The 25,407-nt window shown below is 65.0% G+C and carries 20 protein-coding genes; 11 read left to right on the forward strand and 9 right to left on the reverse strand.

The window, feature by feature from the left end:
* The first annotated feature begins 1 nt into the window (after position 1).
* From VSR72_RS15120 to VSR72_RS15130, 3 genes are all read left to right on the forward strand, one after another.
* Complete coding sequence (locus VSR72_RS15120) at positions 2 to 1,087, forward strand: ABC transporter ATP-binding protein (RefSeq protein ID WP_342953144.1); 1,086 nt, start codon at positions 2 to 4, stop codon at positions 1,085 to 1,087.
* An 11-nt stretch (positions 1,088 to 1,098) separates the two neighbouring features.
* Positions 1,099 to 1,806 (forward strand): GntR family transcriptional regulator, encoded by a 708-nt coding sequence (locus tag VSR72_RS15125; protein ID WP_342953145.1) that lies wholly within the window; start codon positions 1,099 to 1,101, stop codon positions 1,804 to 1,806.
* Between the two features lie 69 nt (positions 1,807 to 1,875).
* Positions 1,876 to 3,336 (forward strand): NAD-dependent succinate-semialdehyde dehydrogenase, encoded by a 1,461-nt coding sequence (locus tag VSR72_RS15130; RefSeq protein ID WP_342953146.1) that lies wholly within the window; start codon positions 1,876 to 1,878, stop codon positions 3,334 to 3,336.
* A 276-nt stretch (positions 3,337 to 3,612) separates the two neighbouring features.
* On the opposite strand, the gene VSR72_RS15135 is transcribed toward VSR72_RS15130, so the two are convergent.
* The 4 genes from VSR72_RS15135 to VSR72_RS15150 form a co-directional block, all read right to left on the reverse strand.
* On the reverse strand, positions 3,613 to 5,052 hold the full coding sequence (locus VSR72_RS15135; RefSeq protein ID WP_342953147.1) for an aldehyde dehydrogenase (NADP(+)): 1,440 nt from the start codon (positions 5,050 to 5,052) through the stop codon (positions 3,613 to 3,615).
* A gap of 17 nt (positions 5,053 to 5,069) precedes the next feature.
* Positions 5,070 to 6,245 (reverse strand): fumarylacetoacetate hydrolase family protein, encoded by a 1,176-nt coding sequence (locus tag VSR72_RS15140; RefSeq protein WP_342953148.1) that lies wholly within the window; start codon positions 6,243 to 6,245, stop codon positions 5,070 to 5,072.
* Positions 6,246 to 6,384: 139 nt separating this feature from the next.
* A complete protein-coding gene (locus VSR72_RS15145) occupies positions 6,385 to 7,614 on the reverse strand; it encodes a porin (protein WP_342953149.1) in 1,230 nt (409 codons plus the stop codon).
* Between the two features lie 57 nt (positions 7,615 to 7,671).
* Positions 7,672 to 8,472, reverse strand: coding sequence for a MetQ/NlpA family ABC transporter substrate-binding protein (locus tag VSR72_RS15150; protein WP_342953150.1), 801 nt, complete (start codon positions 8,470 to 8,472; stop codon positions 7,672 to 7,674).
* 243 nt (positions 8,473 to 8,715) lie between these two features.
* On the opposite strand from VSR72_RS15150, the gene VSR72_RS15155 reads away from it, so the two are divergent.
* Positions 8,716 to 9,678, forward strand: coding sequence for a sulfonate ABC transporter substrate-binding protein (locus VSR72_RS15155; RefSeq protein ID WP_342953151.1), 963 nt, complete (start codon positions 8,716 to 8,718; stop codon positions 9,676 to 9,678).
* A gap of 42 nt (positions 9,679 to 9,720) precedes the next feature.
* Here VSR72_RS15155 and VSR72_RS15160 read toward each other — a convergent pair whose 3' ends face one another.
* The 4 genes from VSR72_RS15160 to VSR72_RS15175 form a co-directional block, all read right to left on the reverse strand.
* Positions 9,721 to 10,917, reverse strand: a complete 1,197-nt coding sequence (locus tag VSR72_RS15160; RefSeq protein ID WP_342953152.1) for an acyl-CoA dehydrogenase family protein — start codon at positions 10,915 to 10,917, stop codon at positions 9,721 to 9,723.
* Positions 10,918 to 10,935: 18 nt separating this feature from the next.
* Positions 10,936 to 12,015: an aldo/keto reductase gene (locus VSR72_RS15165; RefSeq protein WP_342953153.1), complete on the reverse strand. Its 1,080-nt coding sequence runs from the start codon at positions 12,013 to 12,015 to the stop codon at positions 10,936 to 10,938.
* A gap of 42 nt (positions 12,016 to 12,057) precedes the next feature.
* Positions 12,058 to 13,653: an ABC transporter substrate-binding protein gene (locus tag VSR72_RS15170; RefSeq protein WP_342953154.1), complete on the reverse strand. Its 1,596-nt coding sequence runs from the start codon at positions 13,651 to 13,653 to the stop codon at positions 12,058 to 12,060.
* A 68-nt stretch (positions 13,654 to 13,721) separates the two neighbouring features.
* Positions 13,722 to 14,786 (reverse strand): ABC transporter substrate-binding protein, encoded by a 1,065-nt coding sequence (locus VSR72_RS15175; RefSeq protein WP_342953155.1) that lies wholly within the window; start codon positions 14,784 to 14,786, stop codon positions 13,722 to 13,724.
* Between the two features lie 325 nt (positions 14,787 to 15,111).
* On the opposite strand from VSR72_RS15175, the gene VSR72_RS15180 reads away from it, so the two are divergent.
* Complete coding sequence (locus VSR72_RS15180) at positions 15,112 to 16,347, forward strand: acyl-CoA dehydrogenase family protein (RefSeq protein WP_342953156.1); 1,236 nt, start codon at positions 15,112 to 15,114, stop codon at positions 16,345 to 16,347.
* 28 nt (positions 16,348 to 16,375) lie between these two features.
* Positions 16,376 to 17,740 carry an LLM class flavin-dependent oxidoreductase gene (locus VSR72_RS15185; protein WP_342953157.1) on the forward strand — a complete coding sequence of 455 codons (1,365 nt, stop codon included), beginning with the start codon at positions 16,376 to 16,378 and terminating at the stop codon, positions 17,738 to 17,740.
* Between the two features lie 21 nt (positions 17,741 to 17,761).
* Here the strand turns inward: VSR72_RS15185 and VSR72_RS15190 are convergent, their stop codons facing one another.
* Positions 17,762 to 18,952 carry an LLM class flavin-dependent oxidoreductase gene (locus tag VSR72_RS15190; RefSeq protein WP_342953235.1) on the reverse strand — a complete coding sequence of 397 codons (1,191 nt, stop codon included), beginning with the start codon at positions 18,950 to 18,952 and terminating at the stop codon, positions 17,762 to 17,764.
* 318 nt (positions 18,953 to 19,270) lie between these two features.
* Here VSR72_RS15190 and VSR72_RS15195 point away from each other — a divergent pair, with 318 nt between their 5' ends.
* From VSR72_RS15195 to VSR72_RS15215, 5 genes are read left to right on the forward strand one after another with little or no spacing between them, the layout of a single operon-like run.
* Positions 19,271 to 20,872 (forward strand): ABC transporter substrate-binding protein, encoded by a 1,602-nt coding sequence (locus tag VSR72_RS15195; protein ID WP_342953158.1) that lies wholly within the window; start codon positions 19,271 to 19,273, stop codon positions 20,870 to 20,872.
* A gap of 44 nt (positions 20,873 to 20,916) precedes the next feature.
* Positions 20,917 to 21,897: an ABC transporter permease gene (locus VSR72_RS15200; RefSeq protein ID WP_342953159.1), complete on the forward strand. Its 981-nt coding sequence runs from the start codon at positions 20,917 to 20,919 to the stop codon at positions 21,895 to 21,897.
* A gap of 13 nt (positions 21,898 to 21,910) precedes the next feature.
* Entirely contained in the window at positions 21,911 to 22,888 is a 978-nt protein-coding gene (locus VSR72_RS15205; RefSeq protein ID WP_342953160.1) for an ABC transporter permease, read from the forward strand.
* 9 nt (positions 22,889 to 22,897) lie between these two features.
* A complete protein-coding gene (locus VSR72_RS15210; RefSeq protein WP_342953161.1) occupies positions 22,898 to 24,601 on the forward strand; it encodes an ABC transporter ATP-binding protein in 1,704 nt (567 codons plus the stop codon).
* A gap of 59 nt (positions 24,602 to 24,660) precedes the next feature.
* Complete coding sequence (locus VSR72_RS15215; protein ID WP_342953162.1) at positions 24,661 to 25,386, forward strand: haloacid dehalogenase type II; 726 nt, start codon at positions 24,661 to 24,663, stop codon at positions 25,384 to 25,386.
* Positions 25,387 to 25,407 lie beyond the last annotated feature (21 nt).

The raw sequence follows: 25,407 nt of genomic DNA on the forward strand, positions 1-25,407 counted from the left end.
CATGACTGCATTCCTGCAAATCCAGCGCCTGCGCAAGACCTACGACGACGTCGTCGCCATCGACCAGGTGTCGCTCGATGTGCGCAAGGGCGAATTCATGACCTTCCTCGGACCGTCGGGGTCGGGCAAGAGCACGACGCTTTATATCGTCGCGGGCTTCCAGGAGCCCACCGAAGGGCGCGTGCTGCTCGACGGCAAGCCGCTGCTGGCGGTCGCGCCCAACAAGCGCAACATCGGTATGGTTTTTCAGCGCTATACGCTCTTCCCGCACCTCACGGTAGGCGAGAACGTGGCGTTTCCGCTGCGCGTGCGCCGCCGCCCCGAAGCCGAAGTCAAGGCGAAAGTGGAAAAGATGCTTAAGCTCGTGCATCTTTCCGAATGCCGCGACCGCATGCCCGCACAGCTTTCGGGCGGGCAGCAGCAGCGCGTGGCCATTGCGCGCGCGCTGGCCTACGATCCGCCCGTGCTGCTGATGGACGAACCGCTCTCCGCACTCGACAAGAAGCTGCGCGAGGAAATCCAGCTTGAATTGCGCCGCATTCACCAGGAAACGGGCGTGACGATTCTCTACGTCACGCACGATCAGGAAGAAGCGCTGCGTCTTTCCGACCGCATTGCCGTGTTCAACAAAGGCCGTATCGAGCAGGTGGGTACCGGCGAAGAGCTGTATGCGAATCCGGCTTCGCGCTTTGTCGCGAGCTTCATCGGCAATTCGAATTTCCTGCCCGTGAAGGTCACGAAGAACAGCGAAGGGCGTATGAACGGCGTGTTCCCCAATGGCCATGAGATCGCTTCGGACGCGTTCAATCCGTCGCTCACGGCAGGCGACGATGGCACGCTGATGATCCGCCCGGAGCAAATGCGCATTAGCTCGCTGCAAGGCGCAAACGGGGCTGGTTTGCCCGTGACCGTGCGCGACGTCACCTACCTCGGCGACGCCATGCACTACGCGGTGGCCACGCCCTGGCAGCAGGAGATTTCGATCCGCATGCCGGCGGCGCACCGTCACGACGGCGGCATCATCGTTGGCACACAGGCGCTCGTCGACTGGGACGCGCGCGACGTGCGCCTCTTCGCGCAAGCTTGACGGCGGCAGTCATGAGTGACGCACTGTCATCGCTGAAGGTCGAACGCCCCACGGCCACGTTGCGCGAACTCGCCCTCGAAAAAATGCGCACGGCCATCCTGGAGGCGCATTTTCATCCGGGCGAGCGGCTGGTGGAGCGCTCGCTCTGCGAGATTCTCGGCGTGAGCCGCACCGTCGTGCGCGAAGTCTTGCGGCATCTGGAAACGGAAGGGCTCGTCGATTCGATACCGAACCAGGGGCCGATCGTTGCCGTGCTCGACTTCGAAACGGCGGCCGAGATCTACGAAATACGCGCATTGCTCGAAGGCGAGGCCGCCATGGCCTGCGCACAGCACGCCGACGAGCGCATCGTCGCCGAACTCGCGGGCTTCATCGACCAGATTCAGGCGGCTTTCGAAGCGCAGGACCATCAGGCCGTCAGGGCGCTCACTACAGCGTTCTACGAGCGCATGTTCGTTGCCGGGCAAAAGCGCGTGGCCTGGGAAATCGTGCAGTCGCTCACGGCGCGTATCAACCGGTTGAGAGCGCTGACGATCGCTTCCGACGACCGCGGCCGCCAGGCCGTCGACGAAATGCACCAGATTCTCTCCGCCATTCAAGCCGGAAACGCGGCCGGTGCGCGCGCGGCCGCAATCGCGCACGTGGACAGAGTGGCCGAGATCGCACGCAAGCTGCTGGCGGAAGGGCACGAGCATGCGTTGTGGCGGCAGGCGGGTTGATACGCGCCTGGCTGTACTGATTAATTGGCATCGAATCAAACCGATTTTTATGCATCGAAGGAAGGTAACGTGGATTTGAAGACCCTGTTGAAGGACGCGGCGCTTCTGCGCAATCAAGCTTATATCGATGGCCAATGGTGTTCCGCCGACTCGGGCGCGAGTTTCGACGTGCTCGACCCGGCTACGGGCGTAACGCTCGGCAGCGTTCCTTTGATGGGAGAAGCTGAAACGGCGCGGGCCATCGACGCGGCCAATGCGGCGTGGCCAGCATGGCGCGCCCGCACGGCCAAGGAGCGGGCGCTCGTCATGCGCCGCTGGTACGAACTCATGATCGAGCACGCCGACGACCTCGCGCTGATCCTGACCGCTGAACAGGGCAAGCCGCTTGCGGAAGCGAAAGGCGAGATCACATACGGTGCATCGTTCATCGAGTGGTTCGCCGAGGAGGGCAAGCGCGTGGCGGGCGACACGCTCGCCACGCCCGCAGCGGACAAGCGGCTCGTGGTCATCAAGGAGCCGATCGGCGTTTGCGCCGCTATCACGCCGTGGAATTTCCCCACTGCAATGATTACCCGCAAGGTGGGCCCGGCGCTCGCGGCGGGCTGCCCCATCGTCGTGAAGCCTGCTGAAGCCACACCGTTCTCGGCTCTGGCACTCGCTGTGCTGGCGGAGCGGGCCGGCGTGCCCAGGGGCGTGCTCAACATCGTCACCGGCGACCCCAAGGCGATTGGTGGCGCAATGACAAGCAGTCCTGTGGTTCGCAAACTCTCGTTCACCGGGTCGACGGGGGTGGGCCGATTGCTGATGGCGCAAAGCGCGCCCACGGTGAAGAAAGTGACGCTCGAACTCGGCGGCAACGCGCCCTTTATCGTATTCGACGATGCCGATCTCGACGCCGCGGTGGAAGGCGCGATCGCCTCGAAGTATCGCAACAACGGGCAAACGTGCGTCTGCACGAACCGCTTCTACGTGCATGAGCGCGTTTATGACGCGTTCGCCTCGAAGCTGGCTCACGCCGTGCAGGGGCTGAAGGTCGGGCACGGCATGGAGGGCGGCGTCACGCTGGGACCGCTCATCAACGAGGCGGCGGTCAAGAAAGTCGAAGCGCATATCGCCGATGCGGTAGGGAAAGGCGCAACGCTCGCCACGGGCGGCAAGCGCCACGCGCTCGGCCATGGCTTCTTCGAGCCCACGGTGCTGACCGGCGTCACCGCGCAAATGGATGTGGCGAGAGAAGAGACGTTCGGCCCGCTCGCGCCGCTGTTCCGTTTCTCGAGCGACGAAGAAGTGGTGAAGCTCGCCAACGACACGGAGTTCGGGCTCGCCGCCTACTTCTACAGCCGCGATATCGGCCGCATCTGGCGCGTGGCCGAGCAACTCGAATACGGCATGGTGGGCATCAATACCGGATTGATCTCGAACGAGGTCGCGCCGTTTGGCGGTGTGAAGCAGTCGGGTCTGGGCAGGGAAGGGTCGCACTACGGCATTGATGACTATCTCGTCATCAAGTACCTGTGCATGGCGGTTTGATCGCCAGATTCAATTCGGGCGACCGGCATTGGCTGGGGGCCAGGCATAGGGCGATTAGGCGCAAGCGGATGCGCCGCCGCCGTGGAATTTCTACGCGCATTGCTACGCGTTTGCTGCCGCGGGCCTCGCGGCGGCCGTTGCCGTGCCTGCCGTCCCGAAGCACGCTGCGAGTGTCGAGTAACGAGGGGCGGTTTGACGCGATGAATGAAAAGCGGAGACCGGTTTCGATATCCGGTCTCCGCTTTTCTTTACTGCTTCAATTGTGCGGCTACTGCCTTACACCGTTCCGCTGGTCGCCGCGATGGCCCACTGCGGCGCATCCTGCAACGCGACGGGGCGCAGGAAGCGCTCGATCGCCGCATAGCCTACCGAGGTGGTTTGCGGCTGCGTCGAAGCTGGCCACGGGCCGCCGTGCTGCTGCGCGTCGCACACGGCGACACCCGTCGGCACACTGCCGAACAGCACGCGCCCCGCAATACGTTGCGCAGCCGCTGCGAGCGCGCGATTCGCCGGCGTATCGGCTTGCGCGCCCCACAGCGTGACCGTGAGCGAGCCCTCGACTGCCGCGAGCACGTCAAGCGTTTGCGCTTCGTCGCGCACCTTCACGATCAACGCAGCCGGGCCGAACATCTCCTCGTGCAGCGCCGCGTTGGTGATGAACGTCTGCGCGTCGGTTTCGAACAGACGCGGCGCGGGCGCTGCGGCTTCCTCGTTCTGTGCCGGCGCGGCGAGACGCACGCGCACGCCCGCCTGGCTCGCGATATGCGCAGCAGCGCTTTCGAAGCCGCGGCGCATGGCGGCCGTGAGCATCGCATGCGGCTTTTGCGTGGACAGCGCCTGCGCCAGTGCTTCTGCAAAGCGCTCGCCGTCTGCGTCGTCGCGCACGACGATCAGCCCCGGGCTCGTGCAGAACTGCCCGCAGCCCATCGTGATCGAAGCGGCGAGGGTTGCGGCGGGCGTGTCGATACCTTCCGCGAGCGCTTGCGGCAGCACGACGAGCGGATTGATCGAGCCGAGTTCGCCGTAAAACGGAATCGGCCGGCGGCGCGCATTGGCCGCGCGCCACAGCGCCACGCCACCCTGATACGAACCCGTGAACGCCACCGCGGCGACATCGGCATGACTCACGAGATGCACGGCCGCTTCACGCGAAGCCTGATCGACGAACGCGATCACGCCTTGCGGCAAGCCCTGTTCGCGCAGCACGCCAGCGGCGAGCGCATGCACGCGGCGCGAGAGTTCGGGATGCCCCGAATGCGGCTTGACGATCACCGTGCAACCCGCTGCGAGCGCGGCAGCCGTATCGCCGCCGAGCACCGAGAACGCGAACGGAAAATTGCTCGCCGAGAACATCGCGACAGGACCGAGCGGCACCTGTACACGCGTGAGATGCGGGCGGCCCGCGGGCGGCGCGCCGGGCACGGCCGCGTCGTCGACCTGGCGATGGGCGATGCCTGCTTCCACGCGCTCGGCAAAGCCGCGCAGCTGGAATGCGGTGCGTGCGAGTTCGCCGTTCAAACGCGCGGCGCCAAGCGAGGTTTCTTCATCGGCGATGGCAACAAGCTGGGCTGCATCGCGCTCCAGCGCGTCGGCGAGGCCGCGCAGCAGCGCGCTGCGCACGGCGCGCGAAGCCGCGCCGTAAGTCGCCTGGGCTTCGTGCGCGAGTGCGGCGGCTTCGTCGATGCGCGCGAAGGGCGCGTGGTTTTCTGTCTGCATTACGTGTTCACTCCGGGTTAAAAGAGACCGCGCTCGGCGAGATTGACATAAAGGGCGCGCACGCCGAACGTCCACGGTTCGATTTCAGTGCAAAGGCGCACGGTGTTGACGATGGCGCCAAGCGGCGGCGCGCTGATCGTGACCCGGTCGCCGAGGTGATGGGTGAAACCGCCGCCGGGCGCGTCGCGGTCCTTGATCGGCGAGAACATCGTGCCGAGGAACAGCATGAACCCGTCCGGATACTGATGGTGGCGGCCCCATGCCTGCGAGACGAGATCGAGCGGGTCGCGGCTGATTTCCTGCATGTGGCTCACGCCTTCGAGCAGGAAGTCGTCGTCAGCCCCTTCTACGCGAAGCGAAACGCTGGTGGCGCGAACCGTGTCGAGCGTGAAGGTTTCGTCGAATAGACGAATGAACGGGCCAATGGCGCACGAGCCGTTGTTGTCCTTGCATTTGCCGAGCAGCAGCGCGGAGCGGCCTTCGATATCGCGCAGATTGACGTCGTTGCCGAGCGTCGCGCCGACCACGTCGCCGCGGCTGTTCACTGCGAGCACGATCTCGGGCTCGGGGTTATTCCACGCAGAGGCGGGATGCAGGCCGATATCGGCGCCGAACCCGACCGAGGACATCGGCTGCGACTTCGAGAACACCTCGGCGTCCGGGCCGATGCCGACTTCCATGTATTGCGACCACGCGCCACGGCGCTGAAGCTCTTCCTTGAGCTTGATCGCCGCCTCGGAACCGGGCTTGATTTTCGAAAGGTCGGCGCCGATCAGATTCGTGATTTCCGCACGCACGTCCTGCGCTTTGGCAGGATCGCCGCCGGCTTGCTCTTCGATCACGCGCTCCAGAAGACTCACGGCGAACGTCACGCCGCAAGCCTTGATGGGCTGCAGGTCGCACGGCGCGAGCAGCGAAGGGCGGTCTGCGGGACGCTCGCCCGCGAGGCTGTGCTCGAGCAGCGCCTCGGCCGTGCCGAGCGGCTCGCCTGGCGTGTGGCGCACGACATCGAGCATGTCTTCGTACTCGAACAAGTCCGCCGTGGTGGGTGCAACCTGCGAAATATCGAAGACCATGCCGCCGCGCACGACGACGACGCAAGGTCCGTCGCCCTCTGGCGTGGGCCGCCAGACGCGGCCGACGAGCAGCGCGCGATCGAGATCGTGCGGAAGATAAGCGGATGTTGAGGACATGGCAGGCATTCCGGAGTGGGAGTCGCGACACGCATCGTAGGGCGGATGGGCGTGCGCGTCCAAAGGAACGCCACATTGTCCAACAGGGTGGACAACCGGGCCGCCGCCAGGCCGAACCGGCGGCGGCCCGTATGGAGGGTTAGAACAGGTGCTTGATGCCGGCAGACACCGCAACCTGATTCGCCGTTGTCGAAGGCGACAGATAGCCGATGTCCGCGACCGCTTCGCGGCCCCACGAGTCGACGCCGCTTGCGTGCTGATACGCGGCCGTTGCGTACAGTTCGGTGGCCTTCGAGAGCGAATAGCCGGCGCCGAGGTTCCACTGCTCATAACGCGCGCCGCCCCCGCCGTTCAGGTTGCCGCCGTTCGTATAGTCGAACGACGTGCCTACGCGCAGAAACGGCGTGACCTGGTAACGCACGCTCGCACCGACCGTATTGAACGAGGCTGTGCCGCGGTAGTTCTGCGTGTTGAGCGCGGCGGTGGCGCCGAGGTCGCGGTATTGCGTGTTGGACCATGCGAGGCCCAGGATGGCCGAACCGATCGTCCAGGTCGAGGCCACGGCGACCGTCTGCTGCGTGCGGGCGGAGGCGAATCCCGAGATCGACGGGTTCGATGCAGGCGTCGTGGCGGAACCTGCGGAGCCGAGATTGTTGCCGGTCGCGCTCGCATTCGCGTTCGTGCCATAGAGCGAAGTGTTCGGATTACGCGCATTGATGATGGACGCCGCGACCGCAACGCTCGGCCCGGTATAGTTGAAGCCAGCGGACCAGTACTGGTTCTGCGTGACGTTGCCGGCAATCCCGCCCAGGCTGTATAGCGCGCCGAACCGGAATCCTCCGAAGGAGTCCGAACTATATTTGATCGCGTTGTTGATGCGGTGCGTGAAGTTCAGGTTGTCATAATCTGCCGGATGGATCGCGAGGTTGCCGAAGTACCAGGCGTAAAGCAGCGGCGAGACATAATCCACCGCGGCGTCGGACTGGCGCCCGAGCGATGCCGTGCCGTAACTGGGCGCCGTGATCCCCACCCAGGCCTGACGGCCGAACAGCGTACCGCCCTGGCCGAGCGTGCCATTGCTCACGCTAAAGCCGCTTTCGAGCACGAACAGCGTCTTCACACTGCCGCCCAGATCCTCGGTGCCTTTCAGGCCCCAGCGGCTCGAACTCGGCCCCGAGGTGCCGCTGTCGAACTGGGCGACCTGGCCGCCGCCCGTGGGCTTGCCGCCGGCGGGCGTGGCTGCCGTTTGAACATTGTTCGTGTAAGTCACGTTGCCTGTGACGATGCCGTAGAGCGTCACGCTGCTTTGGGCATAGGCGGCGGGCGGCGACAGTGCAATCGTAGATAGCGCGAGAAGTGTTTTTTTCATGGTTATGGGGCTTTTCAAGCCAGGATCGAGGCTAAAACATCGCGAACATCGAACGATTTAGTGCGGGAAGTAATCGGGCAAGCGGTAGCCCTGCCAGGTCGGGTTGCGCAGGATCGCCGCCCGGAATTCATCCGACTGGTAGGCCGCGACGATATCGGCGGTCTCCTGTGAATTGCGATTCGCCGATTTGACGACCACTTGATTCACGTAAGGCGAGCGCATTTGCTCGAGCGCCAGTGCTTCGGTCAGGCGGTGCCCGCTCGAAATGGCGAAGTTGCCCTGGATCGCCGCGAAATCCACGTCTTCGAGTGCCCGCGGAGCCTGCGCGGTTTCGAGCGGGACGATGCGGATGCCAGCGGGGTTAGCGATCACGTCACGCTCGGAAACATCGACGGGATTGGGATTCTCGCGAATGCGTATCCAGCCAATCGCCTGAAGAATCTTGAGCGCGCGTTCGAGGTTGACGGGATCGTTGGGCACCGCGACCGTTGCGCCGGATTTCACCTCCGAGAGCGAATGATGACGGGTAGAGTAGAGGCCCATGGGCGGCGTCGGCACCTGCACGACGCCCACGAGATCGGTGCCGTTGCGGTCGTTGTAGGCCTTCAGATAGACGCTGTGCTGCATCACATCGGCGGCGATCTCGCCGTGCCACACGGCCTGATTCGCTTCGAGCCCGGTGCTGAAATTCACGTACTGGATGATGTAACCCTTGCGCTTGAGCTGCGGCTCGACGCCTTCGCGGAATTCGTCGGCGTACGGACCGGGCACAAAGCCGACGCGCAACACGTGCGCGGCGCTGCCGGCGGCGTGCACAGCAGGCAATGGCAGCGCAAACAGCGCGATAGTGGAAAACACCGTTTGGATAACTAATCGATTTATCATGATGAGTGACTACAAGGTTTGGAAAGCCGATTATGGTTGTGGCTTCCTGGCGCGGCCAATATCAAATCGAGATTTGCATATCGGCTGCCCGCATGGATTGCGCGGCCGCGCTGTTATCTTTAACGGGAATTAGAAGCGCAGTATTTGATGGTTTTCACGCTGGCGCGCGGCTTATAACATCGGCTTCTTTCTTATTCACTGCCGAGGCAGCCGCGCATGAACGCACGCCGCAACTTCATTCGAATCTCAGCCGGAGCCGCCGCGCTCGCCGCTTTGCCTGTGCTCGGCGCGCTTCCCGCCCGCGCGGCCGGCGCATCGCGCACGCTGCGCATCGGCAATCAGAAAGGCTATCTGAGCCTGCTGAAAGGACGTGGAACGCTAGAGAAACGGCTCGCGCCGCTGGGTGTCGCGCTCACGTGGACAGAGTTCGATGCGGGGCCCGTGCAACTCGAAGCCCTCAACGTAGGCTCGATCGATTTTGGCGACGTGGGAGAGGCGCCGCCCATCTTCGCGCAGGCGGCCGGTGCGCCGCTCGCCTATGTCGCGGCCACGGTGCCGCGCCCGCAATCGGAAGCGGTGCTCGTGCCGCACGCTTCGGGCATTCGCAGCGTGGCGGATCTCAAGGGCAAAACGATCGCGCTCAATCGCGGCAGCAACGTCCACTACTTCCTCGTGAAGCTGCTGCAAGCGCACAACATTCAATATGGCGATGTGAAAGTCGTGTTCCTCGCGCCCGCCGATGCGCGCGCGGCTTTCGAGCGCGGCTCCATCGATGCGTGGGTGATCTGGGATCCGTTTCTCGCCGCCGCGCAAAAAACGCTCGACGCCCGCATCCTCGCCGATGCGACCGGTGTGGTCGGCAACCGGGCCTACTATTTCTCGTCGCTCAGCTATGCAAAGCAAAACCCCGACGTCATCAAGATTCTCATCGAAGAATTGAGTCAGATCGATCAATGGGGGCAGGCTAACCGGGCCGCGCTCGCCACTCAACTCGCGCAGTTGTGGGGGCTGCCCAACGACGTGGTCAGCGAGGCGATCGGCCGCGTGCAGTTTGGCACGGGCCCGATCACGAAAGCCATCCTCGCGGAGCAACAGCAGATCGCCAATACCTTCTTCGACCTCAAACTGATTCCGAAGCGCGTGAACGTGCTTGAAGCGGCGGCGCCGGGAATCGTCTAGCTTGACCTATTTGCGATCCGACCCGCGTGCGCCTGGGCTTTCTCACAAGCCCAGCGCGCGACGCGCCGCCATGGCGCGCAGCAAGCTGTTGGACGGCGCGTGAATGCGCGCGCATTGCACATTGCGATGATGCCGTTCGAGGGAATTGTGCCGCGCAATGCCATGATTGCCCGCGAGTTCGAGCGCGATATCCACGGCCTGAATGGCGTTGTCCACCACATTGTGCTTGACGACGGCGGAAAGCGTGGCAGGTTCGGCGCCTGCGTCGACCGCTTCGGCATGGGTGCGCAGCAGCCAGTCGTTGCTTGCCAGCAGCATCTCGATGCGTCCCACGCTTTCCTGCACGATGGGAACGGTGGCGAGCGCGGCACCCCCTAGCGCAGCGGGCTTGCGCTCGTTGAGAAACGCGAGCAGCCAGTCGCGGGCCGCCCGCGCCGCGCCGTCGTAGACCGTACCGACCAGACTGAAGTACCACGCGGTGGCGTGCGGATCGCGCTGCACGCCAAGCTCGGCCGGCCTCAGGCCCACGACATCGTCGACGGGAATCGCCACATCCGTGAACACCACATCGTGACTCGCGCTTGCCCGCATGCCAAGCGGGTCCCAGGTCTCGACAATGCGCACGCCTGCCGCCTCGCGTGGCACGAGGAAGTGGCCGAAGCGCGGCTGCGGTTCGTCTGTGCGTGCGAGCACGTTGATCCACGTAAGCAAGGGCGCGCCCGTCACATAGAGCTTGTGTCCGCTGATCCGCCACGTGGCGCCTTCGCGGCGCGCGAGCGTTTCGGGCAGGCCTCCGTGCGAGGGCGAACCGAGCGCCGGTTCGACCTGCGCCGCGTTGACGAGCGCGCGGCCTTCCACGCTCGCCCGCGTGAGGCGTTGCGCGAGCGCTGCGGGCCAGTTGCCCGCGCTTTCGCGCGCGTCGTGCACGATCATGGCGTGCTGGCTGTAGTGCATCGAAAGAATGAGCGCGACCGAGGGATCGCCATAGGCGATTTCGCCGACGATAGCGCGCGCGAGCGCGAGCCCAGCGCCGAAGCCGCCATCGCTGCACGCAATATTCGCGCGCAGCAGACCCGCTTCGCGCAACGCGCGGAATTGCTCGAGCGGCGGCGTGGCGTTGCGGTCATGCTCGTCGGCCACGGCGGCAAACGCGCGGCCGAGCAGCGCCGCGCGCTCGATCAATGTTGCAGCTTGAAAGTCGTCGCGCGCGAGCGCGGCGTCTGGCGTGAATGCGTTCACGGTGCACTCCTTGAGCGATTAGCGTTCGCCGCCGGGCGCACGCGGGTCTTGCGCGGCGCCGTGGCGCACGAGGCGTCCGAAGAACGGGTGGCCGGGGTCGTTGTATCCCGGTGTCGACGGATGGCCGCTTGTCACGAGCGAATCGACAAATGCTTCGTCATCCACATCGAGTTTGTATTGCAACGCGGGCAGATAATCGCGCCATTGCGCTTCGGTGCGAGGGCCCGCGATTGCCGAAGTGATATAGCGGCTGTTGAGCACCCACGCCAGCGCAAACTGCGCGGCAGTGAGGTTGCGCGCGTGCGCATGCGCCTGAACGCGCCGCGCAAGCTCGATCGTTTCCGGCCGCCATTCGGTCTCGCTCAGGCGGCGGTCTTGACGCCCCGCGCGCGTGTCGACGCCGGGCTGAGCGCCAGGCTCGTATTTGCCGGTCAGCACGCCGCGTGCGAGCGGGCTGTACGAGATCACACCAAGTCCGTAGTGCCAGGCGGCGCTCAACTGCTCCGCTTCGACCTGGCGATTGGCGAGGTTGTAGAGCGGCTGGCTCGCAACGGGCCGCGGCACGCCGAGCAAATCGGCCACCCGGCTGAACTCCGCAATGCGCCACGCGCGATGATTCGAGAGACCGTAGTGACGCAGCTTGCCGGCGGCGATCAGATCGCCCAGCGCGCGCACGGTTTCCTCGACAGGCGTGTGGTGATCCTCGCGATGCAGATACACGAGATCCAGATAGTCGGTGTCGAGCCGGGCGAGGCTCGCTTCGACCGCGCGGATCACGTGCTTGCGCGAAGCGCCGGCCGCGTTGATATCGCGGCTGCCGCTGCCGGGCGCGAAACCGGACGGGTCGCCAACGGGGTTGCCGAACTTCGTTGCGAGCACCCAGCGGTCGCGTTGCCGCGCAATATGCCGGCCCACCACGCGCTCCGAGCCGCCCTGGTGGTAGACGTCGGCGGTATCGATCGAATTCACGCCTTGCTCCTGCGCGGCGGCAATGATGCGTTCAGCCGTGGCTTCGTCGGTTTGTCCGCCGAACATCATCGTGCCGAGCGTAAGCGTGGAGATTTTCAGGCCGCTATGGCCCAGTTGCCGATATTCCATGGACTTTTCCTGATTCATTCAAACAGTGCGGCGTGAGCTCGCTCACCGCGAAAGCCAGACATCGGCGAAACTCGCGGCCGTGCCGTCGGGTGAAATGCTGTGGGCGTGCACGCGTTTCGAGGCGAGCGTGACCCACTGCGGCGCGACGAGATTCAGGTCCGGCAGCTCGCGCTCCAGAATGCGCTGGATTTGCGCGAACTGCTGTTTGCGCTTCGTTTCGTCGCCTTCTCGCGCGGCTTGCACAAAGAGGCCGTCGATTTCCGGGTTGCTGTAATGCGAGCCGTTGGTAAAGGGCACGCCGGGGCGGAAGTTGTCGGTCGTATATAAGCGCGCCACACCCACCACCGGATCGAACAGATTGCTCATGCCATTCACGGTGAAATCGAAATGCCGGTCGGTGTACACGCGCTTCAGATAAGCGGCGAGATCCTGATTGCGGATCGTCACGGCAATGCCCACGCGGGCGAGCGCCGACTTGATGTATTCGCCCGTGCGCGCCGGCAAATCGCCAATGGGCAGCGGGTCGAGCGTGAGCGCGAAGCGCGCGCCGTCGGCCTTGCGCGGATAGCCCGCCTCGTCGAGCAGACGGTTCGCGCGCGCCACATCGAACGGGTAGGGCGTGGGGGCCGCGTCATAGTAGGGATTCGACGGCATCAGCGGGCTCGCGGTGGGCGTCCCGTAGCCATAGTAGATGACCCTGCGGATGACTTCGCGATCGATCGCCGACGCAATCGCCTGACGCACCTTCAACGATTTGAGCACCGGATTGTCGAGATTGAACTCGATACGCGCCACGCCCGCCTGGAACTCATAGCCGCGTGTTTCGATGGCGAGTGTCGGGTCGGCCTTGAGGCGATCGAGGTCGGCGAGCGGCACGGGCGTATCGCCGCCGAGATCGACCGAGCCGTCCTCGAACGCCACCGCCCGCGCAGCAGGATCGGCGATGATCTTCACGATGATGCGGTCCAGGTACGGCTTGCCGGTGTTCCAGTAGTCGTCGTTGCGCGCGTATTCGATGTAGCTGCCGCGCACCCACTTGACGAAACGGAACGGTCCCGTGCCGATGGGCGCGTTATTGGCCGGATTGGCGAGCACATCCCGTCCCTCGTAGATGTGCTTCGGCAGGATCGCCGTTTCCGAGGCCGAGAACGCTCGAATCAGCCACGGTGTGGGTTCGCTGAGCGTCAGCACGACCGTATAGGGGTCCGGCGTAGCAATCGCGGTGACGTTCGAGAACGTGGTGCGCGCACGCGGATGCACCTTGCGCAACGTCTCGATCGACCACGCAACGTCGGCGGAAGTGAAGGGCGCACCGTCATGCCATTTCACGCCGCGCCGCAGATGAAACACGTAGCGGCGGCCGCCATCCTCGATCTCCCATGAGGTCGCGAGCAGCGGTTTGGGCTTCAGATCGAAGTCGTAGTCGAGCAACCCTTCGATCACTTTCGGGCTGACCTTGAGGACATTCACGGCCGTTGTGGCGATATCCACGAGCGCCGTCGGCTCTGGCGTCACCACGAAATTGAGCGTGCCGCCGCGCGTTTGTGCGTGCGCTGCAACGTGCGCGACCACGCTCGCCATGACGAGGAGCAGCAGAACGGCACGGCGCGCCGCTGTGCGCAGGAGGAGAGGAATCATCGGATTGGCAAGGGCGATTAGAGGAAATGGGCGCGGCCAGGCGGCGCCCTCATCGGTTAGCCGGCAGGTTAGCCAGCAAGCGCGCAGGCACGCTCCGCGCGACGCGCTAGCGCTGCCTGGAGCGGCGCCGGATCGACCCATTGTGCGAAGTCGAAATTGCTCGCGATAAAGCCGTGTGCGAAGAGAAAGCGCTTGAAGTGCTCCAGCGCGTCGAGCGCCTCGGCATCGAGCCCGATCGCAAGTTGCCTGTGCAGGCCAGCGCCATACGCACGCGTGACCCAGTGCTCGGCGCTGCGCACTTCGCGCGCGACATAGCGCGTGACCTCGCCTGGGTGCGCGCCGGCCCACGCGGCAACGTCTAGCGTGCGCGCGAGCACGCGTTCGACGATATCGGGGCGTTCGCGCAGCAATTGCGCATCGACTGTGAGCGGACGCGGCGTACCGTTGTTCGCGTGCGCGCGGCGATCGGGGTGCGCGCCGATTTCGACCAGCACACGCGCACCGAGAACATTGGCGATGTCGAGACCCGTCGCGCCCTTGACGAACACCACGTCGGCCTCGCCGCGCAGCAGCGCCGCCGCCTCGCGCGAAAACTCGTGAGCGCGCTGCGCGTCGAGCCACGTGGCGAGCAGCGCGGATTCATCCGGTTTTGCGTGGGCGAGGCCACGGGGCGCGTGTGGCAGATCAACGAGTTCCACATCGGCAGGCGAGGCGTCGATGGCTTCGAGCAGCGTGTGGAAACCTCTCAGCGCAGTGGCGCGATGAAAATCGACCACCTCGCTGGTCGTATTGATCGGCAATCCGAATCGACGCCCAACGAGCGAGGCTCTCGCAGGTTCGAGATGCGGATCGAGCGTGATGAGCGCCTGAAACTCATCGACCCAGCTCACACCGATGAGCCGCGTGTCGCCGCCTTGCGCTCGCGCCCATAGCGCTGGAATATTGCCGCCCTGACGAAACGACCACGGCTGAGTATGCGTGAAATGCGAGCGGCGGATGGCCGGATCTTCGGCGTCCTGCAACGCCTTCACTTCGATGCCGTCGGCAGCGAATTCCTCCTGCAGCAATCCTTGTTGCGCGGCAATGCCAAAGGGCGTCGGCGCAGGGCAACGGGTGTACCAGAGACGGGTCATGAAGATTCCTCGGTCGCGAACAGGCATAGCGCGCACAACGTCGGCGCGGGCGGCATGGTGCGAACGATTATCGGCAAGCGCTTGCCGCGCGGTCAAAGAACGAATCGTGAAATAGGTCCGCGCGCGGTGGTGATTAGCTTTGGCAGCAATATCGTGCTGTTCGATTGAGTGTAATGCGGGCCAACGCAGACACGCGAATAACAAAAGTCGAATTCCGTGGTTAGTCGCGGGCAATGCGCTCCCTATACTTTTCCTTTTTGGCAAAACGCCTTGAGGCCGCCCGCGAATCACAACCATTCGTGGGCCTGACAAAAAGGAAAACTCAATGTCTGCTCTTCCCACTCCACTTCCGGTGCGCGATCGCGTGGCCAGTTTGTCGTTGCAGGATGCGCTCGCCGGCTTGCCCACGCTTGCGATTGAAATCGGCAAAGAGGCGGCTGCGCGCGAAGGGCGCCGCGAATTGCCGTTCGAGGGCTTCGACGCATTCCGGCGCTCAGGGCTGGGGCGCCTTCGGTTGCCGGTGGAATGGGGCGGCCTGGGCGGCTCGCTCGTGGACGAGTTCGACGTGATCGCGACACTGGCCGCAGCCGACAGCAATCTCGCGCACGCGCTGCGTATTCACTACGACCAGACCGAAGCGCTGCTGCTCTCGGCGCGCACGCCGTTCAACGATCTGCAGATCCAGCGCGTGATTGACGGCGCCATCTTCGGGGGCGCTTCTACCGAGCTGGGCACGGCGCGTCCGGGCGAATACACCACGGCGCTGCGGCGCGACGGCGAGCATTACCGGCTGGATGGCCGCAAATACTATTCAACCGGCACGGCCTTTTCCGACTACGCGCGCCTGAGCGTGCTCAACGACGAAGGCCAGCCGGTAGTCGCGATCGTGCCGGTGCGGCGCGAGGGGCTCACGGTGCTCGACGACTGGGACGGCATGGGGCAGCGCATGACGGCGAGCGGCAGTCTCGTGTTCGAGAATCTGCTGGTGCGTGCGGACGAGCTCACGGAGCGCGGCCTCGCCACGCTCGCGGGCCGTCATGGCGGCGCGCTGCGGCAGCTCCACCTCGTGGCCGTCGCGGCTGGCATCGTGCGCAACGTGGTCGCGGATGCGAAGCGTTATGTGCTGGAGCACGGCCGCCCCGTACTGCACAGCACCGCGCCTTCGGCGCGCGAGGATGCGTTCATTCAGCAGGTCGTCGGCACGCTCTCCGCGCACAGCCACGCGATCGACGCGCTCGTTCGCGAGAACGCCCGCACGCTCGACCGATCGGCGCAAGCGATCCGCGCGGGTGCGCCAGACGCCGATCAGCTCGTGCTGGAAGGCGCATTGGCAACGGCGCGCACGCAGCTCGTGGTGAGCAAGCTCGCACTCGAAGCGGCCGAGCGTCTGTTCGAAGCAGGCGGCGCATCGGCCACTTCGCGCGCGCACAATTTCGACAGGCACTGGCGCAACCTGCGCACGATCTTCAGTCACAACCCGTTGCTGCACAAAGCCCGCGTGGTAGGCGACTTCGCCCTGAACGGCGTGACGACGCACCTCACCGAAGGCCGCGTGTTTTGAAATCCACGATTCGAGGAGTGTCCACGAAATGAGCCGAACTTCGGCGACCGAAGCGTCGCGACGCCTGCATTTGAACGTCAATATCCTCCACTCGGGTTTCGTGCCATCCGCGTGGCGTCTTGCCGACGCCGATCCTCGCGCATTCGTGGACGTGGGCCACTATGTGCGAGTCGCGCAACTGGCAGAAAGCGCGAAGTTCGATGCGGTCTTTCTCGCCGACAACGCGGCGATCATCGATCAGATCGACTTCCGCCCAATCACGGCGCTCGAGCCCACGGTGCTGCTCGCCAGCATTGCGGCGGCGACCACGCACATCGGCGTAATCGGCACGGCTTCGACGAGCTACAACGAGCCCTACAACATCGCGCGCCGCTTCGCCACGCTCGATCATGTGAGTCGTGGCCGCGCGGGCTGGAATGTCGTGACGACGGCCGATTTGCCGTCCGCGCGCAATTTTGGCCACGACGCGGTGCCCGATCACGCGCAACGCTATGCGCGTGCCGCGGAGTTTACGGAACTCGTCAAAGCGCTCTGGGATAGCTGGGACGACGATGCCTTCGTTGGCGACAAGGCAAGCGGCCGCTTCATCGACGTGACGAAGGTGCGGCCAGTCGCGCATGAAGGGCGCTTTTTCAAGGTGCAGGGGCCGCTGAATCTTCCGCGTGCGCCGCAAGGTCACCCTGTGCTCGTGCAGGCGGGCGGCTCGGGGGATGGCCGCGATCTCGCGGCGCGTCACGCAGAGGCCGTGTTTTCCGCGTCGCAATCGTTCGAGGAATCGGCGGCGTACCGGCGCGACCTCAATGCGCGCGCGGCCGCACACGGACGTACGCAGGGCGTGCAAGTGCTCGCGGGCCTCACGACCATCATCGGCGCCACCGAGGCCGAGGCGATACGGCGGCGCGACGAACTCGTCGAGCAGATTCCCTGGCGCTACAGCCTCACGCGCCTCGCCGGCACACTGGGCCTGTCGCCCGATCAGCTCGACCTCGACGCGCGCCTGCCGGAAGATCTCGCGCTGCCGGGCGGCGGCAACGGCAACCATACGTTCTTTCACGCCACGATCGCCGAGGCGCGGCGTGGCGGCCACACGGTGCGCGAGCTGATCCGCTCTCTCGCGGGCGGCGGCGGACATCGCGTGGTCGTTGGTACACCTGAGCAGATCGCCGACGATATCGAACACTGGTTCAAGGGCGAAGCTGCCGACGGCTTCAACCTCATGCCCGACGCGCTGCCGGACGGCCTGGAGGCGTTCGTAAGCGGTGTTGTGCCGATCCTGCAACGGCGCGGCCTCTTTCGAACGGAATACGAAGGCAACACCCTGCGTTCGCATCTCGGGCTGGAGCGGCCGCTCGTGCGTGAGGCGGCGATTGGCGCGGAACTTCAACGCGCCTGATGAAGTTGCTACGCGCCGCGCTCAGCGGCGCAATCCAGCCTCGTGCAGCAGCGGCAGCACGCGTTCGCCAAAGAAGTCCAGGTCCGGCTGAAAGTCGTAGAAACTCAACTGCACGCCGTCGATGCCTGCCGCGTGAAGCTTGATGATCTTGTCGGCGACTTCTTCGGGCGAGCCCACGATCGCAATGTTGCCACCCACGGCGCGCGAGGCCGCCTTCGCGCGGTCTTCGAAACCTCCGCGCCATGCGTGCGCGTCGCTGTCGAAGCGGTGAAAACTCCCGTCGTCTGCGTGCGCAACAATGGCGTCGTGATACGCGCGCGCTTCGGCGGACGTCTCACGGCAGATCACCATGGGATTGATCAACGTGCGCACCTGACGGCCATACGCGTGCGCCGCAGCCTTCACCCGCGCGGTGTGCGCGGGCAGCGCCTCCAACGCGCGATCGATCTGCGGGCCCGCCGGGCTCGTGATGAACACCACGTCGGAGTAGCGTGCGGCGAAGTCGATGCCTGCGTCGGAGCCCGTCGCATTGATGAGCAGCGGGCGTCCATACTGCGGCTTGGGTGTCACGAACGCACCTTGCAGACGCCAGCCGGAGAGTTCCGGCTCGAAACTGAAATTATCCGGTTGCGCCCACAACTGTTGTACGGCGTCGAGAAATTCTGCGGCCATGTCATAGCGCCGATCATGCTCGATGCGGTTCCAGCCAAACATCTCGTGTTCGACGGCGCGGTGCCCCGTCACCACGTTGATGCCCCAGCGGCCACGCGATATATGGTCCAGCGTGGCCGTGAACTTGGCGAAGTGCAGCGGGTGCCACGGTCCGTAGAGCACATGCGTCGTCGCGGCGAGGATGATGCGCTCGGTGCGCGCGGTCAGCGCCGCCAGCGTCATGAACGAGTCGAGCGCGTGGCCGTCGAATACGCCGCCATAGCCGCCTTTTGGCAGCCATTGCGACAGGGCGAAGACAAGATCGAACCCGAGCGCTTCGCACTTCCGCACGAGCGCGGCGTTGTAGTCGAACGACCAGTCCGTCGTGCGCGGCAGCGTGGATGCACTCCATCCGCCAGCCTGGATCGGCAGGAACAGCCCGAGCATGAGCGGCTGCGCAAACGCGCGCGCTGCCGGGCTATCGGGAAAGGTGGCGGGGGAGGCCACGGGCACGAAGGAAGTCGATGCGCGAGTGAAAGCGTGCGGCTCGGCTACGGGAATATCGCTCAAGACAAACACCCTGGAAGTTCGTTGCGGCACCGGACGCGTTGCCGCCAATTAGTTGCTCAGTCGATCGATGGATTAAACACGCGCCGCGCGCGAACCACAAAGAAGCTTTTCTGCTTTCCAATTGCGTTGCCGTGCTGCTGCATTTGCCGTTCGGGGCGCGAGGTCATATGGATAGCAGCATCGCTTGGTTAGCGCACGAGGAGGCCGTTGCTACGATTGCAGCACTGTCGCCACGGCGAGAATTTACCGGTTCTCGCAGATCGCAACGTGTAGCCTCGTTTAGCCACATTGATATCGGAACGCATCACCATGTCACGTTTGACTCGTCGGGAATTTCTCATCGCAAGCGGCGCGGCTGCTGCGTCGGCGGGCCTTCCCGCAATTGCCCGCGCCCAGGGCGCTATTACGCGCAAACGCGGCGGCACGTTAAACGTCCTGATCAATCCCGAGCCGCCGGTGCTGGTGTCGATCTTCCAGACCACGGGACCGGCGCTCGCCGTGAGTTCGAAGGTACTGGAGGGACTCCTTGCCTATGACTTCGATTTGCGTGCGCAACCGCAACTCGCGACCGCGTGGACCGTGAGTCCCGATGGTCTGCGCTACACGTTCAAGCTGCGGCAGAACGTGCGCTGGCACGATGGCCAGCCGTTCACTTCCGCGGATGTGGCATTCTCGATCGACTTGCTCAAAGCGATTCACCCGCGCGGGCGCAGCACCTTTGCTAACGTGACGAACGTGCAGACGCCCGACGTGAGCACGGCGATCATCGAATTGTCGAAACCCGCGCCGTTTCTCCTCAAGGCGCTTTCCGCGGGCGAATCGCCGATCGTGCCGAAGCACCTGTACGCCACGGGCGATCCGCTTGCGAACCCGCACAACAATGCGCCCGTCGGCACCGGGCCGTTTCGCTTCAAGTCGTGGACGCGCGGCGCGAGCATCGTCTATGAGCGCAATCCCGACTACTGGGACGCGGGCAAGCCGTATATCGACGCGCTCGTCTACAAGGTCATACCCGATCCGGCCGCGCGCTCGGCAGCGTTCGAAACCGGCGCGCTCGATCTGGGCGGCGAAAACCCGGCGCCGCTCACCGACTTGCCGCGCCTCACACAATTGCCGCAGCTCGTGACCGAAACGCGCGGCTACCGTTTTCTCGAGCCTTTGGCGGAAATCGATTTCAATCTCGATCATCCGGTATTGAAGGACCCGCGCGTGCGCCAGGCCATCGCGCATGCCATCAACCCGCAGGTCGTGCAAAAGACCGTGGCCTACGGTTATGCGGACGTTTCGCCTACGCCTATCACGCCCGCTTCGCCGTATCACGACGCGCAGATCGCGCCTTACGCGTTCGACCCGCATGCGGCCGAGGCGCTGCTAGACGCGGCAGGCAAGCCGCGCGGTGCGGATGGCGTGCGGTTCAGGCTGACGCACGATTACCTGCCGTATGGCGACATGTACCAGCGCCAGGCCGGCTACGTGAAATCGGCGCTCGCGCGCGTGGGTATCGACGTCACGGTGCGCTCGCAGGATCTGCCGTCGTTTCTGAAGCGTGTCTACGCCGACCGCCAGTTCGACTTCACGAGCATCGGCGTGAATACCCTGTTCGATCCGGCAGTGGGCGTGCAGCGTCTTTACTGGTCGAAGAATATCCGCCCTGGCGTGCCATTCTCGAATGCGCCGCATTACAGCAGTGCGGAAGCGGACCGTCTGCTCGAAGCGGCATCGGTTGAAATCGACGATAGCCGCCGCGTGAGCCTCTACAAACAGTTCCAGCAGACTGTCTACCGCGATCTGCCGATTCTCAATCTGGTCGCGCCGCGCATGGTGACGCTCGCCAATCGGCGGGTACACGATCACACGGTGAGCGCGCAGGGCCTGGAAGGCAACTTCGCCGATGTCTGGCTGAGCGCCTGACTGCGTGCCCGAATGCGCACCGCAACACCTAACGGAGCCCGACGATGAGCCGAAGCGCCCGCTGGCAAACGATCCTGCGCCGCACCGCATGGCAGGCGCTGCCCACGGTGCTGGGCATCGTGATCCTGAACTTCTTCCTGCTCAAGTTGATGCCGGGCGACGCCGCCGACGTGATCGCTGGCGAAGCCGGCTCAGCGACGACGGAAACGATGACGATGCTGCGCGCGAAGTTCGGGCTCGATCAGCCCTTGCTCGTACAGCTCTGGACTTATCTGAAGCACCTCGCGCATTTCAGCCTTGGCTATTCGCCGCGCTATGACATGCCCGTGATGCAGCTGATCCTCTCGCGCCTGCCCAACACCTTGCTGCTGATGGGCGTCGCGCTCTCGCTCGCACTCGTAGCCGGCGTGGCGCTGGGCGCCGTGATGGCGCACTGGTCTGGAAAATGGCCCGATCGCGTGTTGTCGGTGTTCGCGCTGCTGTTCTATTCGACGCCCGGATTCTGGATCGGCCTGCTCGCCATCATTCTGTTCGCCGTCCGGCTGGGGTGGCTGCCGAGCGGCGGCAACGTCACGATCGGGGCGAACCTGCACGGCTTCGCCTACGTCGTCGATGTCGCGCGGCACGTATTGCTGCCCGCGGCGACCCTCGCCACCTTCTTCGTCGCGATCTATGCACGCATCACGCGCGCCGCGATGATCGAGGTGCAGCGGCAGGATTTCGTGCGCACGGCGCAGGCCAAGGGTCTGCATCCGTGGCGCGTGACGTTGCGGCACGTGCTGCGCAACGCGCTGATGCCGCTCACCACGCTCGTGGGGTTGCATTTCGGCACGCTGCTTGGCGGCGCGGCGGTGACGGAAACCGTGTTCAGTTGGCCGGGGCTCGGCCGCCTCGCACTCGACGCCGTGCTCGCGCGCGACTTCAGCGTGCTGCTAGGCGTGCTGCTGCTGTCGTCGCTGCTCGTGATCGTCGCGAACGTCGTGGTCGATCTGCTGCAGGCGTGGCTCGATCCGCGCATCGGTTAAAGGAGGAACTTCAATGAGTTTCGAATCGCCGGATCTGCCGGCTCAAGCGCCACGCGCAGCCACGAGCCACGGGTCGCCGTGGCGGCGTCACCTGGCGTTCGCGCTGCTCGGCCGCCGCGGCGCCGGGCGTGACAACGCAAGCGCGCGCCGCGCCGGGCACGCATTCTGGCGCGCGCTGCTGCGCAATCCCTCGGCGTGCGCGGGCCTCGCGCTGCTCGCCGCATTCCTCGTGCTTGCCGTGCTCGCGCCGCGGCTCTACCCGGGCGACCCGCTCGACATGGTGGGCGGCCCGTTCGAATGGCCGGGCAGCGACCCGCAATTCTGGCTCGGCACCGATTCGCTTGGGCGCGACGTGGCGGCCGGCATTGCGCATGGCGCGCGCGTGTCGCTGCTCATCGGAGCGGCCTCGGCAACGATCGGGCTCGTGATCGGCACGCTGGTGGGCGCCATCGGCGGCTATTTCGGAGGCCTGATCGATGACGCACTGGTGCGCGTCACCGAACTGTTTCAGACCGTGCCGTCCTTTTTGCTCGTGATCGTGCTCGTGGCGATCGGGCGGCCCAACGTGGTCGTGATCGCGCTCGCCATTGGCATTGCCTCGTGGCCCACGGTCGCGCGTATCGTGCGCGCGGAATTTCGCACGCTGCGACGCTCGGACTTCGTGCTCGCGGCGCGCAGCCAGGGGTTTGGCAACACACGGATCATTTTTGGCGAGATCCTGCCCAATGCATTGCCGCCCGTGATCGTCACGGCTTCGGTGATGGTGGCGAGCGCAATCCTGATCGAGTCGTCGCTGTCGTTCCTCGGCATGGGCGACCCGAACGTCATGAGCTGGGGCGCGATGATCGGCGCAGGACGCGATTCGCTGCGCACGGCGTGGTATCTCACGGCGATTCCCGGCGCGGCCATCGTGCTCGCGGTGCTCGCCCTCAATTTGCTCGGCGACGGCCTGACCGAAGCCCTCAATCCGCGGCAGCGGCAACGACCGTAAAGGTGTCACGTGAGCGAACTGCTTGAAGTGCGCGATTTGCGCGTGAATTTTGGGGCGCACGAGGCGGTGCGCGGCGTGAGCTTCGATATCGCGGCGGGCGAGACGCTGGCGCTGGTGGGCGAGTCGGGCAGCGGCAAATCCGCCACGGCGCTTTCGCTCATGCAACTCGTTCCCGAGCCTGGTCGCGTGACGGGTAGCGTGCGCTTCGAAGGGCGCGAACTGCTCGGCTTGCCGCCCAAAGCCGTGCGCGAGCTGCGCGGCAGTCAGATCTCCATGATCTTTCAGGAGCCGATGACCTCGCTGAATCCGGTGCTCTGCGTGGGCGCGCAGGTCGTGGAAACGCTGCGCCAGCACGAAGCGCTCTCGCAGCGGGCCGCCCGCGCGCGTGCCGTCGAACTGCTCGATCTCGTGCGCATTCCCGAGCCGCAGCGCCGCTTCGACGACTACCCACACGAGCTATCGGGCGGACAGCGCCAGCGCGTGATGATCGCGATGGCCGTGGCGTGCCGCCCCCGTCTGCTGATCGCAGACGAGCCGACCACCGCGCTCGACGTGACGATCCAGGCGCGCATTCTCGAACTGCTCGACGCGCTGCGCCGCGAGCTGTCGATGTCGCTCCTGCTGATCACGCACGACCTGGGCGTCGTAGCCGATCATGCGGATCGCGTGGCGGTGATGCTGGCCGGGCGCAAGGTCGAGGATGCGCGAACGCTGGATCTCTTTGCGCATCCCCGTCACGCTTATACCCAGGGACTCCTGAGCGCCTCGCTCAATCTGGCCGACGATCTGCACTACCGCTCGTGGACCTTGCCGGAAATCCGTAACACGGCAACGGCAGATCGGGCCGCAGAGGAGGGCGGCTTCGTGGTGGTGCCGCGCAAGGCGCCCGAGCGTGCGGCTGCGGGCACGCAGGAGGCTGACGCTGCGCCGCTGCTCGCCGTGCGCGACCTGCGCGTGGCGTACCCGCAGCGCAATGGCGCGCCGGTACTGCACGCCGTAGACGGCGTCTCGTTCGAGATTGCCCGGGGCGAGACGGTCGGGCTGGTGGGCGAGTCGGGCTGCGGCAAGTCCACGCTATCGCGCGCAATCATGCGCCTCGTGCCGGTGGCGAACGGATCGATCGCGCTTGATGGCACCGATCTCGTGCCACTGCGCGAGCGCGCGTTGCGGCCTATGCGGCGCAAGGTCCAGATGGTCTTTCAGGATCCCTATGCATCGCTCAATCCGCGCCGCACGGTGGGCGACATTCTGGAAACCGTGCTGGCCGTGAATGGTGTTGGCGACGCAGCGGCGCGCCGCGCTCGCGTATGCACGGCGCTCGAACGGGTCGGTCTTCCCGCGGCAGCGCTCGCGCGCTTTCCGCATGAATTCTCCGGCGGGCAGCGTCAGCGCATTGGTATTGCGCGCGCGCTCGTGCTCGAACCCGCGTTGCTGATCTGCGACGAGCCGGTATCGGCGCTCGATGTTTCAATCCAGGCGCAAATCCTCAATCTGCTCGTCGAGCTCAAGCGAGAACTGGGGCTCTCCATGCTCTTTATTTCCCACGATCTTTCGGTCGTGCGCTATATCGCGGACCGGGTGCACGTGATGCAACAGGGCAAGATCGTCGAGAGCGGCGACCACCAGGACATCTGGCGCGCGCCGCGTCATCCCTATACGCGCACGCTGCTCGCCGCGATTCCCGGGCGCGAGCTGGAAGCCGAAGCGGCTTGAAGCGTCCAGGGGAGTGGCGCACCATACTGAGTCCTGATCCACTCCCCATTCCGGCCCCTATGACGAACCCTGGCAAAATCAAGGCCCTCGTATTCGACGTCTTCGGCACCGTGGTGGACTGGCGAAACGGCGTCGCGAGGGATACCGCCGCTTTTCTCCAGCGCCACGCGCCGAACCTCGATGCCTTCGAGTTCGCCGACGCCTGGCGGCGCGAGTATTCGCCTTCCATGGAGGAGATCCGCAGCGGGCGCCGGCCATACGTGCGCCTCGACGTTCTGCATCGCGAGAACCTCGTGAAGGTGCTGGAACGGAACCACATTGCCGGGGCGACGGAGGCGGAAATCGACGAACTCAACCTCGCCTGGCATCGGCTCGATCCGTGGCCGGATTCGGCCGGGGCGCTGAGCCGCCTGAAACGCCGGTTCATCATCGCGCCCTTGTCGAACGGCAACATCCGGCTCATGGTGGATCTGGCCAAACGCGCCGGTTTGCCATGGGACGCCATTCTCGGCGCCGAAGTGGTGCGCGCTTACAAGCCCTCGCCGCAGGTGTACAGCGAGACGGTGGACATTCTGGGGCTCGCGCCCGCCGAACTGTGCCTCGTCGCGGCGCATAACGGCGACCTTGCCGCGGCGCGCCGGCTCGGACTGTCGACCGCGTTCGTCGTGCGGCCGACCGAACACGGTCCGCATCAGAAAACGGACCTGAAAGCGGAACAGGCGTGGGATTTCGTCGTCGACGATCTGAACGAGCTTGCAAGTCAGCTTGAAGCGTCGATTGATTGAGCTTTTAATGGTAATTGCCAC

Origin of the sequence: Paraburkholderia sp. JHI869 (assembly GCF_038900775.1) — a bacterium.
In the GTDB taxonomy this organism is placed as follows: domain Bacteria; phylum Pseudomonadota; class Gammaproteobacteria; order Burkholderiales; family Burkholderiaceae; genus Paraburkholderia.